At 58.8% G+C, this 14571-nt stretch carries 18 protein-coding genes and 1 pseudogene; 13 read left to right on the plus strand and 6 right to left on the minus strand.

Annotation, left to right across the window (positions count from 1 at the left end):
* The first annotated feature begins 212 nt into the window (after positions 1-212).
* From ASC74_RS07340 to ASC74_RS07365, 6 genes are all read left to right on the plus strand, one after another.
* Positions 213-1172: an AraC family transcriptional regulator gene (locus tag ASC74_RS07340; protein WP_056740468.1), complete on the plus strand. Its 960-nt coding sequence runs from the start codon at positions 213-215 to the stop codon at positions 1170-1172.
* A 279-nt stretch (positions 1173-1451) separates the two neighbouring features.
* Complete coding sequence (gene benA / locus ASC74_RS07345) at positions 1452-2816, plus strand: benzoate 1,2-dioxygenase large subunit (RefSeq protein WP_056740470.1); 1365 nt, start codon at positions 1452-1454, stop codon at positions 2814-2816.
* Positions 2813-3301 (plus strand): benzoate 1,2-dioxygenase small subunit, encoded by a 489-nt coding sequence (gene benB / locus ASC74_RS07350; RefSeq protein ID WP_056740472.1) that lies wholly within the window; start codon positions 2813-2815, stop codon positions 3299-3301. Before benA ends, benB begins: the two co-directional genes overlap by 4 nt.
* Positions 3302-3311: 10 nt before the next feature.
* Positions 3312-4325 carry a benzoate 1,2-dioxygenase electron transfer component BenC gene (benC, locus tag ASC74_RS07355; protein WP_033057713.1) on the plus strand — a complete coding sequence of 338 codons (1014 nt, stop codon included), beginning with the start codon at positions 3312-3314 and terminating at the stop codon, positions 4323-4325.
* 189 nt (positions 4326-4514) lie between these two features.
* Entirely contained in the window at positions 4515-5288 is a 774-nt protein-coding gene (locus ASC74_RS07360) for a 1,6-dihydroxycyclohexa-2,4-diene-1-carboxylate dehydrogenase (protein WP_033057715.1), read from the plus strand.
* A gap of 41 nt (positions 5289-5329) precedes the next feature.
* Positions 5330-6028: an alpha/beta hydrolase gene (locus ASC74_RS07365; protein WP_056740474.1), complete on the plus strand. Its 699-nt coding sequence runs from the start codon at positions 5330-5332 to the stop codon at positions 6026-6028.
* Between the two features lie 6 nt (positions 6029-6034).
* Here the strand turns inward: ASC74_RS07365 and ASC74_RS07370 are convergent, their stop codons facing one another.
* Complete coding sequence (locus tag ASC74_RS07370; RefSeq protein WP_056740476.1) at positions 6035-6397, minus strand: NUDIX hydrolase; 363 nt, start codon at positions 6395-6397, stop codon at positions 6035-6037.
* Between the two features lie 211 nt (positions 6398-6608).
* Here ASC74_RS07370 and ASC74_RS07375 point away from each other — a divergent pair, with 211 nt between their 5' ends.
* Positions 6609-6812, plus strand: coding sequence for a hypothetical protein (locus ASC74_RS07375; RefSeq protein WP_056740478.1), 204 nt, complete (start codon positions 6609-6611; stop codon positions 6810-6812).
* 57 nt (positions 6813-6869) lie between these two features.
* Here the strand turns inward: ASC74_RS07375 and osmE are convergent, their stop codons facing one another.
* Both osmE and ASC74_RS07385 read right to left on the minus strand, forming a co-directional pair.
* Positions 6870-7220 carry an osmotically-inducible lipoprotein OsmE gene (osmE, locus tag ASC74_RS07380; RefSeq protein ID WP_056740480.1) on the minus strand — a complete coding sequence of 117 codons (351 nt, stop codon included), beginning with the start codon at positions 7218-7220 and terminating at the stop codon, positions 6870-6872.
* Positions 7221-7233: 13 nt separating this feature from the next.
* Complete coding sequence (locus ASC74_RS07385) at positions 7234-7473, minus strand: hypothetical protein (protein ID WP_056740482.1); 240 nt, start codon at positions 7471-7473, stop codon at positions 7234-7236.
* A gap of 170 nt (positions 7474-7643) precedes the next feature.
* Here ASC74_RS07385 and ASC74_RS07390 point away from each other — a divergent pair, with 170 nt between their 5' ends.
* The 6 genes and pseudogenes from ASC74_RS07390 (at position 7644) to ASC74_RS07415 (ending at position 11872) form a co-directional block, all read left to right on the plus strand.
* The gene (locus ASC74_RS07390) at positions 7644-7862 is read left to right on the plus strand and encodes a hypothetical protein (RefSeq protein WP_056740484.1); all 219 of its coding nucleotides are present in this window, start codon (positions 7644-7646) and stop codon (positions 7860-7862) included.
* Positions 7863-7932: 70 nt separating this feature from the next.
* Positions 7933-8268 (plus strand): hypothetical protein, encoded by a 336-nt coding sequence (locus ASC74_RS07395; RefSeq protein WP_056740486.1) that lies wholly within the window; start codon positions 7933-7935, stop codon positions 8266-8268.
* A gap of 19 nt (positions 8269-8287) precedes the next feature.
* A pseudogene (locus ASC74_RS07400) lies at positions 8288-8473 on the plus strand (NAD(P)/FAD-dependent oxidoreductase); the annotation flags it as partial.
* A 159-nt stretch (positions 8474-8632) separates the two neighbouring features.
* A complete protein-coding gene (locus tag ASC74_RS07405) occupies positions 8633-9922 on the plus strand; it encodes an NAD(P)/FAD-dependent oxidoreductase (RefSeq protein WP_056740490.1) in 1290 nt (429 codons plus the stop codon).
* A gap of 24 nt (positions 9923-9946) precedes the next feature.
* Complete coding sequence (locus ASC74_RS07410; protein WP_008154577.1) at positions 9947-10501, plus strand: helix-turn-helix domain-containing protein; 555 nt, start codon at positions 9947-9949, stop codon at positions 10499-10501.
* A 24-nt stretch (positions 10502-10525) separates the two neighbouring features.
* Positions 10526-11872: a glutamine synthetase family protein gene (locus tag ASC74_RS07415; protein ID WP_056740492.1), complete on the plus strand. Its 1347-nt coding sequence runs from the start codon at positions 10526-10528 to the stop codon at positions 11870-11872.
* Positions 11873-12089: 217 nt separating this feature from the next.
* Here ASC74_RS07415 and ASC74_RS30850 read toward each other — a convergent pair whose 3' ends face one another.
* The 3 genes from ASC74_RS30850 to ASC74_RS07425 all read right to left on the minus strand — a co-directional run bounded on the left by ASC74_RS30850 (position 12090) and on the right by ASC74_RS07425 (position 14548).
* A complete protein-coding gene (locus ASC74_RS30850; protein ID WP_082555782.1) occupies positions 12090-12353 on the minus strand; it encodes a hypothetical protein in 264 nt (87 codons plus the stop codon).
* Positions 12354-12500: 147 nt separating this feature from the next.
* Entirely contained in the window at positions 12501-13865 is a 1365-nt protein-coding gene (locus tag ASC74_RS07420) for a purine-cytosine permease family protein (protein WP_056740494.1), read from the minus strand.
* Between the two features lie 5 nt (positions 13866-13870).
* On the minus strand, positions 13871-14548 hold the full coding sequence (locus ASC74_RS07425; protein WP_056740496.1) for an isochorismatase family cysteine hydrolase: 678 nt from the start codon (positions 14546-14548) through the stop codon (positions 13871-13873).
* Positions 14549-14571 lie beyond the last annotated feature (23 nt).

Here is a 14571-nt window from a genome sequence, read left to right on the forward strand (position 1 = left end):
GGCCACAACCCCACTCAGACGCCGGATAGATGAAAGCAAGCCAAACACGCATCAAAAACAGTATTGCAGAAAAGGGGGTAACCATAGATGTGGGAGCGAGCTTGCTCGCGAAAAGGCCAGTACATTCCACAGGTCAGTCCACTGACACACCGCTGCAAGTACTGCCTTAGAATGGTCCCGGCGCAACCTATAACAACAATGAGAGTGACCCGATGATGCAAGCGCAACTGTTGAGTCAGCGCAGCACCGTATTCGACCACGCCGACCCTTACGCGGTGTCGGGCTACGTCAATCAGCATGTCGGTAATCATTGCATTCTGATGCCCCGGGCCGGGCGACCGCTGGCCAGCCTCAATCACCGCAAGTTTGCCAGCCTCGACCTGTGCCGCATCAGCTATGGCGGCAGCGTTCGGGTCACCTCCGGTGCGTTGGAAAGCATCTATCACCTGCAAGTGCTGCTGCGCGGCAACTGCCTGTGGCGCGGCCACGGCCAGGAACACTACTTCGCCCCCGGCGAGTTGCTGCTGATCAATCCCGATGATCCGGTGGACCTGACGTACTCCGACGATTGCGAAAAATTCATTCTGAAAGTCCCCACGCCGTTGCTGGAATCGGTGTGCGATGAGCAGCGCTGGCGCTATCCGGGGCAGGGCGTGCGGTTTCTGGAGAACCGTTATCAGCTCGATGAACTGGAAGGCTTTGTCGGTCTGCTGGCGATGATTTGCCAGGAAGCCGAGGCCACCGAGCAGATTCCCAAGGTGCAGGAGCACTACGCACAGATTATCGTCAGCAAGATGCTCAGCCTGATGAAGACCAATGTCAGCCGGATCAGTCTCGGCTCACAGACGGCCACGTTCGAGGTGATCGCCGACTACATCGCAGGCCACCTCAAACAAGACATCGACAGCGAAGAACTGGCACGCCAGGCGCGGATGAGTCTGCGCTCGTTGTACGGATTGTTTGAACGCAACGCCGGCACCACGCCGAAAAACTACATCCGGCAAAAACGCCTTGAGCGCATCAACGCCTGCCTGAGCGACCCGACCTGCAACGTGCGCAACGTCACGGAAGTGGCGATGGATTATGGCTTCCTGCACCTGGGTCGATTCTCCGACAGCTACCGCAAGCAGTTCGGCGAATTGCCGTCCGACACCCTCAAACGCCGCCACTGAAACACCGCAAATCACCTGTAGCAGCTGCCGAGCCTGCGAGGCTGCGTTCGAGTGCGAAGCGCTCGCCAAGGATCGATGCGGTCTGCCTGAAATACCGTGCGAGCCATTTTGCGAGTGCTGCGCACTCGAACGCAGCCTCGCAGGCTCGGCAGCTGCTACGTGTATGTGCGTATTAACCTTTGCACAAAACGGATACAGGTCTGCACCCAGCGGATAGTCCGCCACTTCCCCCCGTCCTAGCATGGCCCTGCCTGAATAAAAACAATGGAGGCGGCGGCCATGTCCCTGCGACCCGAATACCTTCACTCCCTGCTCGAAGATGACAAAGAACAGGGCATCTATCGCTGCAAGCGCGAGATGTTCACTGACCCGCGGCTGTTCGATCTCGAGATGCAGCACATCTTCGAAGGGAACTGGCTGTACCTGGCCCACGAAAGCCAGATCCCCAACAAAAACGATTTCTACACCACCACCATGGGGCGCCAGTCGATCTTCATCGCGCGCAACAAGGACGGTGAACTCAATGCGTTCCTCAACGCCTGCAGCCATCGTGGTGCGACGCTGTGCCGGCACAAGTCTGGCAACAAGAGCTCGTACACCTGCCCATTCCACGGCTGGACCTTCAACAACTCCGGCAAGCTGCTCAAGGTCAAGGATCCGGCCGAAGCGGGCTACCCGGCGAGCTTCAACTGCGAAGGCTCCCACGACCTGACCAAAGTCGCGCGTTTCGAGTCTTATCGCGGTTTCCTGTTTGGCAGCCTCAAGGCCGATGTCCTGCCGTTGGTTGAACACCTGGGCGAGTCGGCGAAGATCATCGACATGATCGTCGACCAGTCCGCCGATGGCCTGGAAGTGCTGCGCGGTTCCTCCAGCTACATCTACGAAGGCAACTGGAAACTCACCGCCGAAAACGGCGCCGACGGCTATCATGTCAGTTCCGTGCACTGGAACTACGCCGCCACCCAGAACCAGCGCAAGCAGCGCGAGGCCGGCGATTGCAATCCGACCATGAGCGCCGGCAGCTGGGCTAAGCAGGGCGGTGGTTTCTATTCCTTCGACAAGGGCCACATGTTGCTCTGGACCCGTTGGTCCAACCCCGAAGACCGTCCGCTGTACGAGCGTCGCGATGAGCTGGCCCAGGACTTCGGCAAGGCTCGCGCCGACTGGATGATCGAGAACTCGCGCAACCTGTGCCTGTACCCGAACGTGTACCTGATGGACCAGTTCAGCTCGCAGATCCGTATCGCCCGGCCGATTTCGGTCAACCGCACGGAAATCACCATTTACTGCATCGCCCCCAAAGGCGAAAGCGACCACGCCCGTTCGAGCCGGATTCGTCAGTACGAAGACTTCTTCAACGTCAGCGGCATGGCTACCCCGGATGATCTGGAAGAATTTCGTTCCTGCCAGACCAGTTATCAGGGCAGCGTGACCGCCTGGAACGACATGTCCCGTGGCGCCGAACACTGGATCGAAGGCGCTGATGACGCCGCCAAGGAAATCGACCTGCATCCGCTGCTCAGCGGCGTACGCACCGAAGACGAAGGCCTGTTCGTGCTGCAACACAAGTATTGGCAGCAGACCATGCTCAAAGCCTTGGCCGCCGAGCAGTCCGAACTGATTCCTGTGGAGGCCGTGCAATGACCATCACCTATGACGCCGTACGCGATTTTCTCTACCGCGAAGCGCGCTACCTCGATGACCGGCAATGGGACGAATGGCTGGAGCTGTACGCCCCGGACGCGACGTTCTGGATGCCGTCCTGGGACGACAACGACGAGTTGACCGAAGACCCGCAGCGGGAAATCTCGCTGATCTGGTACGGCAACCGCACCGGCCTGGAAGACCGCGTCTTCCGCATCAAGACCGAGCGTTCCAGCGCCACCATGCCGGACACCCGTACCTCGCACAACATCAGCAACATCGAGCTGCTCGAACAGGCTGACGGCTTCTGCAAAGTGCGCTTCAACTGGCACACCCTGAGCTTTCGCTACAAGACCGTCGACAGCTATTTCGGCAGCAGTTTCTACACCCTCGATGTGCGCGGTGAAAACCCGCTGATCTTGGCCAAGAAAGTGATCCTGAAGAACGACTACGTTCGCCAGGTCATCGATGTTTACCACTTGTGAGGCAGCGGTCATGACTCATTCCATTGCATTCAATTTTGAAGACGGCGTCACCCGATTCATCGACGCCAATGTCGGCGAAACCGTGGCCGATGCCGCGTATCGCCAAGGCATCAATATTCCACTGGATTGCCGCGACGGCGCCTGTGGTACCTGCAAATGCTTCGCCGAGGCCGGCCGTTATGATTTGGGCGAGGAGTACATCGAAGACGCACTCAGCGCGGAAGAGGCCGAGCAAGGTTTCGTCCTGACCTGCCAGATGCGCGCCCAGAGCGATTGCGTGGTGCGCGTGCCGACCTCTTCCGAAGTGTGCCGCACCCGTCAGGCCAGTTACGACGCAACCATCAGCGCCGTGCGCCAGTTGTCCGACAGCACCATCGCGCTGTCGATCAAGGGCGAAGCCCTGAGCAAACTGGCGTTCCTGCCGGGGCAATACGTGAACCTCGGGATTCCCGGCAGCGAGCAGACCCGCGCCTATTCGTTCAGCTCGTTGCAGCGTGACGGCGAGGTCAGTTTCTTGATCCGCAACGTGCCCGGCGGCTTGATGAGCAGCTTTCTCACCGGCATGGCCAAGGCGGGCGACAGCATGAGCCTGGCCGGGCCGTTGGGCAGTTTCTATCTGCGCGACATTCGCCGTCCGTTGTTGTTGCTGGCCGGCGGTACGGGGCTGGCACCGTTCACGGCGATGCTGGAAAAAATCGCCGAGCAGGGTAGTGAACATCCGCTGCATTTGATCTACGGCGTGACCAACGATTTCGATCTGGTGGAAATGGATCGACTCGAAGCCTTCGCCGCGCGAATCCCGAACTTCAGCTTCAGTGCCTGCGTGGCCAACCCGGACAGTCAGCACCCGCTCAAGGGCTACGTGACCCAACACATCGAGCCGCAGCATTTGAACGAAGGCGACGTCGATGTCTACCTGTGCGGCCCGCCGCCGATGGTCGAGGCGGTCAGCCAGTTCATCCGTGAAAAAGGCATCGCGCCGACAAACTTTTACTACGAGAAATTTGCCGCCAGCGCGGCGTAAGTATCAGCAACGACACCGTCTTTGTAGCAGCTGCCGAGCCTGCGAGGCTGCGTTCGAGCCGGGGTCGCGCTCGACCGAAGTCCTCGCAGACCCAGACGACTGCTGCGCAGCCGAACGCAGCCTCGCAGGCTCGGCAGCTGCTACAGATAGCCGATTCCCTGCGAAATTGATCTTCGCCACGAGGTATGTATGAACAGATTCACAGATAAAGTCGCGCTGATCACCGGCGCTGCCCAAGGCATCGGTCGGCGTGTTGCCGAGCGCATGGCGGCGGAAGGGGCGCGGTTGATTCTGGTCGATCGCTCCGAGCTGGTGTTCGAGGTTCAGCAGCAATTGGGGCAGGGCAGCCAGGTGCTGGCGCTGACCGCCGATCTTGAGCAATACAGCGAATGCAGCCGCGTCATGCAAACCGCCGTCGAGCGTTTCGGGCGTCTGGATGTGCTGGTCAATAATGTGGGCGGGACGATCTGGACCAAGCCTTTCGAGCATTACGAAGCGTCGCAGATCGAGGCCGAAGTGCGCCGTTCGCTGTTCCCGACGCTGTGGTGCTGTCATGCCGCGCTGCCGTTCATGCTTGAGCAGGGGAGTGGCGCCATCGTCAACGTTTCGTCCATCGCCACGCGCAGTGTCAATCGCGTGCCGTACGGTGCGGCGAAGGGTGGGGTCAACGCGCTGACCGCTTGTCTGGCCTTCGAAACCGCCGGTCGCGGGATTCGGGTCAATGCCACCGCGCCCGGTGGCACCGAAGCGCCGCCGCGGGTGATTCCGCGCAACAGCGCCGATCAGAGCGAGCAAGAGAAGGTCTGGTATCAGCAGATTGTCGACCAGACGCTCGACAGCAGTTTGATGAAGCGCTATGGCACGCTGGATGAACAGGCAAGCGCTATTCTGTTTCTGGCCAGCGACGAAGCGTCCTATATCACCGGCATGATCATGCCGGTCGGTGGCGGCGACCAGGGCTGACGCGACTTGCCAACAACCCATCCTCAATCGGAGTCATCGTGATGAGCGACAAACCCACGATCGTGCTGGTCCATGGTTTTTGGGGCGGTGCTGCCCACTGGAACAAGGTCATCGCCGAGTTGATTCACAAGGGCATTACGAACATCCGCGCGGTGGAGATGCCGCTGACTTCATTGGCCGACGATGCAGAGCGCACGCGCAAGATGGTCGCCCAAGTGTCGGGGCCCGTGTTGCTGGTGGGGCATTCCTATGGCGGTGCGGTGATTACCGAGGCCGGCGATCAACCGAATGTGGTGGGGCTGGTGTACATCGCTGCCTTCGCGCCGGACGTCGGTGAAAGTCCCGGCGGCATCACGCAACGGCATCCACCCGCAGCGGCGGCCAACCTGGCTCCCGACAGCGACGGTTATCTGTGGGTCAAACCTGAGCTCTATCACGAAAGCTTCTGCCAGGACCTGCCCAAGACCGAAGGGTTGGTGATGGGCATCACCCAGAAAGCGCCGCTGGCCAGCACCTTCGGCGACACCATCAACACGGTGGCGTGGAAGAAGAAGCCGTCGTGGTATCAGGTTTCCACGGATGACAGGATGATCTCGCCAGACAATCAGCAATGGATGGCAGAGCGGCTGAACGCCAGGGAGATCCTGACCCTGCACGCCAGCCATGCGTCCCTGGCGTCGATGCCGGTCGAGATTGCGGCGTTCATCGATAAGGCCGCGACGGCGTTGGCCGCAGGATAGAGAGCCTTACAGGCGACGCTGAAACGCTTTGATGATTTTGAGCGTGGCGTCGCTTGTGTCGAGGTTCTGGACCGCGTCCAGGGGATACCAGATGCAATCGAAAATTTCGTTTTGCGGGCGGGCCTCATTCGCGTTCGCCACTGAGGCCTCGTACACATGGTGTCGGGTGCTGCCCGTTTGCAACTCCATCAGATACAGCAACCCGTCGACCCCAAGCCCTGTCTCTTCCTGAAGTTCTCGCGTGGCGGCGTCGGCAATGGCTTCACCACGCTCAATCTTTCCGCCGGGCAGCATCCAGCGACTCCTTGGCTTGCGCACCAGGAGAATGTGCCGGTCCTGCTCGCAAATAACGGTCGCGCGTACTTTCATGTGTTACCTGATTGCTGTTTGTCATAAATCAGTCATAAAAATGCAATATTCGAGCCGAGGTGTCTGTCTCAATGGTTGGAGTGATGGACGCGGTTGAAAGTGCAACCGGATGTCGGAATCCCGGCGCGACGTCTGGTCGGCACTTCATGGAAGGTCGGGTGTAAGGTATTCAAGTGAATCCAGGATCATCACTGCCGAAATGGAGGTGACTATGAGCGTTCCGATGCTGACCAAAATGCACATGAACGGTTATGACGTACTCAGCGTGAACAACGGCCCATGGCGGGTGTGCACCAAAGGTGACCGGCTTGGAGCCTTTGGCAGTAAAGAGGAAGCACTGGCCTTTGCGGCCGCTCTTCCCGGCTACAAGGCCAGGGCAAGTCGGCCTGCACGCAGCCAGAAGTCAGATAAATAGCGCACTTGCAGCCCCGGTTCGCCGGGGCTTTTCGTTGCCTGGCGCTGAGGTCTTGGGCTAATAACCGCCACCGCCGCCGCGGGAAGGCTCTCGGGCTTTTTGCTGCGCGTGACTCCATTCCGCGCAGGTCATGAAGCTTGTATGGTCGACCTTGCCCCCGCCATCGAAACTGACGTTGTACGTCTGCTGATGGCCGGCCTTCGTCAGCTTGTAGTCAAAGCACGTGCCAGGCTCAACGGTGCGATCCGTTATGGATAAAGGCTGGCCGCCAATCTGCTGGACTTGATCCTTGCTCATGCCGGTCTCGACCTTTGCGACCAAAGGCTGATCCCGAAAGACACGCGATTCGGTGCTGCAGCCACCCGACGCGGCCAGTACAACGACCAGCACGCATAGAGGCTTGTGCATGGCAGTGCTCCTGCTATTGAGCTTTCGTTCGAGTGATAATCCTGGCTTTCACTTCCTCGGCATAACCCTTCAGTCGTTCTTCATCTCCCTGAAACAACTCGCAGAGCTTCAGGGTTGCTTGCGCATCCACGTCATTGCCGGCCAGGCGTAGCTGCTCTGCGATGCGCAAAAGCTCTACCGCTGACCATCTCAGATCCGACGCAAGACCTTGCAGGTCACGCCGAAGTTCGTTTTCAGATTCGTTAAGCCACATGATGACCTCCTGCCAATCTCCGCTACGAAATTTTAGTCCCATTTCCCGGGTCAGGGCGTTTTGTTCGTCTGAGCCGTGGGTGCAGCCTTTTGTCGGGAAAATCAACGCGAACCCGCAAATCTGATGTCGTAGTGAAGTAGTGAATTTTTGCTAGGGCGAGGCAACTTCAAATGACGGCTACTGATGACTTTAGATTTCATGCCCATGAGCTGATGGTTGATCTGGACGCGGCCACCACGGAAATGATGAAACTGATTTCTGCACATCAGTTGAGCGGCCCGGAATGGGAGCGGGTGACTCAATGGCAGCATGAAGCGTATGAAAGATGGATGACTTATTTGAACGAGAGGTCGTATCCGGATCCCGGTGAACACAACGCCCCTTGCTGAGGTCAGTGCAACGGATGGATGTCTGGACAGCGGCGCGCTACATTCCCCTTTTTCGGGATAAGGAAGCGTCATGCGCAAATTGATTGGGGGAGTAGGGTTGGCGTTGCTGGCGGGCTGTTCGTTGCCCGCGTCCCTTGTGCCAGGTGAGCCCAATCTCAGCAAGTACAGCGACAAGGCGCCAAAAGACTATGCCGCGTGCGTTCTGCCGGCGTGGCAGCGGGAGATACCCAATACCACTCAATCGGCGATTTCCAACGGCTACAGAGTCACGGCGCCGAGCATCATCACGGCCGACGAGATCGTGGATATCGTGAAATCGAAGGATGGCAGTCACGTATCGCTTTATCAGGGGCCGCCCTGGGCGAAATCAGGCGCGTTGCGTCAGGCCGTGCGTGATTGTCTGTAAGGTTTAGTCGGTGATATCGGTCACCTGTCTGGATCTGGGCGCCTGGGGCGCGGTCTACACCGAGGGTTGGGACCGCCAGGTGAAGTTGGTCAAAGAGGAAGCCAAAGCGCTGAAAACCCAGATCAACACGATGTGGATCTACCCGCCCGCGGCTGATCGTGTCACTGCGCTGGCTTCAGCGGATCCGATGATTCCTGTCGCCTGAAACGTCGGCAGTGGTGCTTCGATAACGCTGGCTGCTTAGAAAAAATCCCGCCCGGGTTCTCTTGGGCGGGATTTTTTTTGCGCCTTGAGCGGTTGCGGTCGTGAAATTTAACGTGTACTTTTTCATGAAATTATAAGTATAAAAATTCACGAGGCCTGCATGTTTCAGCAATCTACCCGGCACGTCGCCAGCTATTACGCCCACACCTGCGCGGATCGCTTGGTGGATCGAGCTGTTCTTGAGGGCGAGCAGGACACCGAGGTGCTGATCATCGGGGCAGGCTTCAGTGGGTTGCATACGGCGTTGCGTCTGGCCCTGTCCGGTAAGCGCGTGACGTTGCTGGAAGCCAGTCGGGTGGCCTGGGCCGCCTCGGGTCGCAATGGCGGTCAGGCCATTCTCGGTTGGTCGTGTGACATGTCGCCGTTGGAGGCGGCGCTGGGTTATGAGCGCGCGCGCCGGTTATGGGACAGCATGCGCTGGGCGGCACGGGAGTTGCGAGATTTGCCCGCGCGCCATGGTTTTGATTGTGACTATCGGCCCGGCCACCTCTGGACGTCGGTAATGCCGCGTCGGGTGAGTCTGCTGACAGAATGGCAACACGAGGCCAGCCACAAGTGGGGCCACGATGGTTTGCAGTTCATTTCGCGCGAGGCGTTGCCTGATTGGGTCGCCAGTGAGCGCTACCAGGCGGGCCTGTTTGATCCTGAAGGCGGGCATTTGAATCCGCTGAAACTGGCGCTCGGCCTGGCCGCTGCGATTGAACAGGCCGGTGGACGCATTCATGAACAGAGCAAGGCGTTGAGTTATCGCGAAGACGGCGATCGTTACGTGGTCACCACTGAACGCGGTCGCATTCGCGCCGACGTGCTGGTGCTGGCGTGCAATGCCTACCTTGATCGGCTTGATCCGAAGCTGTCGAGTTGCGTGTTACCGGTTGGCACTTATCAGGTGGCTACCGCGCCACTTTCAGAGCAACAGGCGACCGCGCTGCTACCCAGCAATGTGTGCGTCACGGACAACCAGTTTGTCCTCGATTATTTCCGCCGTACGCCGGACAACCGCCTGCTGTTCGGTGGTGGTTGCACTTACCTGGGCGGCATGCCGAAGGACATCGCCGCCGCGACACGGCCCTATCTGGAACGCGTGTTCCCCCAGCTCAAAGGCGTCGAACTGGACTTTGCCTGGGGAGGACACATCGATCTGACCCTCAAGCGCACGCCTGACATCGGTCGACGTGGCGATCTCTACTGGCTACAGGGCTACTCAGGGCATGGCGTGCTGCCGACATTGGCCGGGGCGCGTGCCGTGTCCGACGCAATACTTGGCCAGCCGGATGAGCTGGCGTTGTACCAGGGCTTGATCAACGGCAGTTTTCCCGGTGGAAAGTATTTGGCCGCGCTGCTGGAAGCTATCGGCAAGGCCTGGTATCGGCTGCGCGACAGCCTTTGAAGCATCAATTTCGGGAAGCCTTAGATGGACATGCAAGAAGAAATCTCGGCGCTGGCGATCCTGATCCAGGACCTGCGCAAACACAAAAAATACACGCTGAAAGAGCTGGCGGACAAAATCGGTCGTTCGGTCGGGTTTCTCTCGCAAGTCGAGCGGGGGTTGTCACGTCCCACGGTGGCGGACTTGACCGCCATCAGCGAAACCCTCGGCGTGCCGACCACCTATTTCTACAGTTTGCCCAAGCCCATGGCATTGCCTTGGGTGACCCGTCCGGATGAGCGACGCACGCTGTACTACGCCGACGGGATTACCGACATCCTCGTCTCTCCGAAAATGAGGGCGTCCTTTTCAATGCTTGAAAGCCAGCTGGAGCCCGGCGCCAGCAGTGGTGATCGGCACATGAACGACAGCTCGGAGCAGGGTGGCTATGTCCTCGAGGGTGAGCTGACGCTGTGGCTGGATGACGATAAACCGGTGACATTGCGCACCGGCGACAGTTTTCAGCTGGCCAGTCACACACATTGTCGCTACGGCAACCTCTCGGATCAGCTCGCCCGGGTGCTTTGGGTTTACACCTGATAAAAACAACAAGGAACACTAACGATGGATGCTGTCTGCTCTGATCTGGTTGCTGAGGTTCGCGCGTTTCGCCAGCGCTTCCCGCAGGTGCGTTACGTTGACCTGATTTCCCTGGACATCCCCGGGCATTTTTACGGTAAGCGCTACCCGATAGAAATGCTCGAGAAGGTCGCCGCAGGCAGCGCGCTCAAGCTGCCGCAAAACTGTGTGTTGCTGGGCACGCAGGGCGGTCTGTTCAAAATCGGCGACTACTGTTTCAACGACGGCGATCCGGATGCTCCCCGCCGCTTGGTGCCCGGTACGCTCAAGCCCGTGAGCTGGGAAAAACAACTGCTGGGGCAGATGCTGATTACCTCAAGCGGTACTGAAAAGCCTATCGTTTTCGAGCCGCGTGAAGTGTTGGCGCAGGTGCTCGAGCGCCTCGGCCGAAAAGGGATTTTCCCCGTGGTCGCGTTCGAACTGGAGTTCTATCTGTTCGATCGTCAGCTACGTGACGGCTTGCCACAGTTCCCTCGCGATCAGCTGACCGACGATGCCGATGATCAGCCGAATATGCACATCGAACGGCTGTCGAGATTTTCACCGGTACTCGATGACATGGTCGAGACGGCGCGGGCGCAAGGCATCGATGCCACGGTGATCACTGCGGAGTTGGGCCCGGGCCAGTTCGAGATCAATTTCGGTCACCTTGACGACGGCCTGCGTGCGGCCGACTGGGCGGCCCTGTTCTGCCGCAGCACACGGGGCGTGGCCCTCAAGCACAACCACCGCGCCAGCTTCATGGCCAAACCCTACTTGCAGCACCCCGGTAGCGGCATGCATGTGCATGTGAGCCTTTACGACGAGGCGGGAACTAACCTGCTGGCAGCTAACGATCAACAGGCGCTACGCCACGCAGTGGCCGGTTGCCTTGAAGTGTTGCCGCATTGCATGCCGATCTTTGCACCGAATCACAACGCAATGCGTCGCTTGAGCGGCACGGTGAATGTCGCCACGCGCGCCAGTTGGGGCTTTGAAGATCGTGACGCCTGCCTGCGGGTGCCCGAGTCGGACGCTAAAAATCTGCGCATCGAACATCGCCTGGCGGGCGCGGATGCCAATCCATATCTCGTGTTGGCGGCGATTCTGGTCGGGCTGGAGCAAGGGCTGGAAGTGGGGCGTGAACCGATTGCATCCCTCAACGAAGATCGTGGCAGCGGAATCGACTTCCCGCTGGAGATGCTGGAGGCCGTGCGTTCGATGCAAAACAACGTGCAGCTGCGCGAGGGTTTGGGGGCGGAGTTCGTGGATGTCTACTGCGAAAACAAGCGCCAGGACCATTTGGCATTCCTGCAGGACATCAGTGCGCGGGAGTATCGCTGGTACCTCTAAATCGGCCCTTGTCGGTGCTCGCCCATAAAAAATGTGTGGATATTTAATGAGTTAGAGGATTTAGTAACTGGATAGTGAATCAAAATATATTGTTACAGACAGAAATATTAAGTAATATTCGCCCCGCGTTCACCACCACGGTTTATGCATTTTGAGTCCCAGGCGTCCATCAGCTGCCTGGGATTTTTTTTGCCTGAAATTCGGCACTGGCTCAATTTCAGTGGACTGCTGAGGATCTCGGGACAGGTACGCGCTCAAACCTGGAAACCGCTTTTATCCAGTAACGCCGATAAGCTGTTTTATCCGGGGCCAACGGCTTGTGGCTGGACCATACATGCTCGGCTTTCAAACTGGCGCGATACGCCTCCCACTCCTTCTCCTCGGCGACTTCCTTAGCCTTGCGTTCATCATCGAAATAGCCCAGTACATACACTTCGCCTTGATCGATGCCGTGCTCGATCAGTAGATAGATATCTTTCATCAGCTTTAACCCGCTGCTACACATTCCAGGATCCCCAGACGATGGGGCATTGTCCTGACTATCGGCAAGCATTTTCGTTTGTTGAGTTTTACCGATGAATGGCAAGGCACAGCACCGGCCTTGACCGGCGCTGTGTCTTTCAGTGATCTACGGCAGCGCTTCACCCACCAGCGGAGCACGCTTGGCGAGTTTCATCAGCCAGTAGTAGCTCAGGGCGGGCACCAGCAACCCGATGATCCAGGCCAGGTCTACGCCATCCAGGGCGTTGGCCACCGGGCCGACATACAACGTGGTGTTCATGAAGGGGATTTCCAGGGCGATTGCCAACACGAAACTGCCGCAGGCGATCCAGTTGATGCGCCCGTAGATCCCGTCCTTGTCGAAGATGTCATCGATCCGGTACTGGCCTTTGCGCAGGCAGTAGTAATCCACCAGATTGATTGCCGTCCAAGGGATCAGGAAATAGCTCATGAAGAAAATGAAGTTGAGGAAGAAGGTGATGAAGTCGTCCTGACTGATGGTGCACAAGGCTGTGGCCACCAGGCTGATCACCAGCATGAACAGGCCGCGAACCCGAGGCGTCACCTTGAGCCGGGCAAAGGGTTCGATCACGGTAATGGTCGACATGAAGGCGCCGTACAGGTTGAACACATTGATCGACACCTGGCCATAGACGATGAAGGCGAACAGCAGCAACGCGCCGCTCCCAAACAGCCCGGCGACATGGCTGCCGACGTTGCTTGAAAAGTCGCTGATGCCGACGCTGAGGATCGCCCCGAGAATCATCATCCAGGCACCGCCGCTGACCGTGCCGGCGTAGCTGTACCAGAACACCTTTGCGGTCGGCGTGCTGCTCGGCAGGTAACGCGAGTAGTCGGCTACATACGGCGCGTAGGACAGTTGCCAGGTCACGGCAATGCTCACCGCCACCAGAAACTTCGACAACGAGAAACCCGTTGCCAGCCATTGTTCGGCCGGGATCGGCAGCTGCAAGGCGAGCACCGTAGCGGCGATGAACACCAACAACGAAAGCAGCGACAGCACTTTCTGCAGGCGATGGATCAGGCGATAACCGTAGAGCGCGACGACAAAGCACAACGCCCCGATCAGGTAGATATTGCCGGTGGCCGGTAACGGGCTGACGGACTCCAATGCCTGAGCGGCGAGCAAGGTGTTGCTGACGAAGAACCCCAGGTAGATCAACATCACGAACAGCAGCGGCAACACCGCTCCCAGCACGCCGAATTGCGCCCGGCTCTGGATCATTTGCGGGATGCCGAGTTTTGGCCCCTGGGCAGAATGGGAGGCCATGAAAATCGCCCCCAACAGCGAGCCGATGATGATCGCCAATGCGCTCCAGAACAGATTGAGCCCCATCACCACCGGCAACACACCGGACGCGATGGTCGTGATGTTCATGTTGGCGCCGAACCAGATGAAAAACAGCGAGCCGGGTTGGCCATGGCGTTCGGTCTCAGGGATGAAATCGATGCTTCTTTTTTCGACTTGCATGGCGATTACTCCTGAGTCCGGGCGAGGTGGGCTTGCAAACGGGCGATGGTGCTTTCCAGCTCATGGGGCTGGTGGGCGAACAGGTCCGGGTGCTCGGGGATCAGGCTTAGATACTCGCGGTTTTCCAGGGCTCGCAGGCATTCGGCACAGGTCAGGATTTCCAGGGCGTAGACCCAGTTGGCCATGATCAAAAGCGCCGAGTAGTGTCCCGCCAGTGTGGTCGTGGTGCAGGCATCGCTGACCAGCCGAATGTGATAGCCCAGGGCGAAGGCATCGAACACCGTGCTGAGCACGCAGACATCGGTCAACACGCCGCAGACGATCAGGGTATCGACCCCGAGCGCTTTGAGTCGGGCATCCAGGTCGGTGCGATGGAAGGCGCTGTAACGGCCCTTGTCGATAATGAGTTCATCAGGCTGCGGCGCCAGACGTTCGATGATTTCCACTTGCCGGGTGCCGGCGCGATAACTGCTGGGGCCGCCGTCGGCCGCTCGCGGTTCGCCGCGCGGCAAGTCACTGCCGTCGGCCTGATTGATGTGGCGGGTATAGATGACAGGCACCCGCTGACGGCGGGCGGTCTCGAGCAGAGCAGCGGTGTGGGTCACCACCGTGTCGAGGTTTTCCAGGACGAAACCGTCCTCCTGCTGCATGTCGATGATCAACAGCGCGTTTTTATTGTTCATTGAGCAAACCTGATCATGGGCCG

The organism is Pseudomonas sp. Root329 (assembly GCF_001424925.1).
GTDB classification, from domain to species: Bacteria; Pseudomonadota; Gammaproteobacteria; order Pseudomonadales; family Pseudomonadaceae; genus Aquipseudomonas; species Aquipseudomonas arabinosi.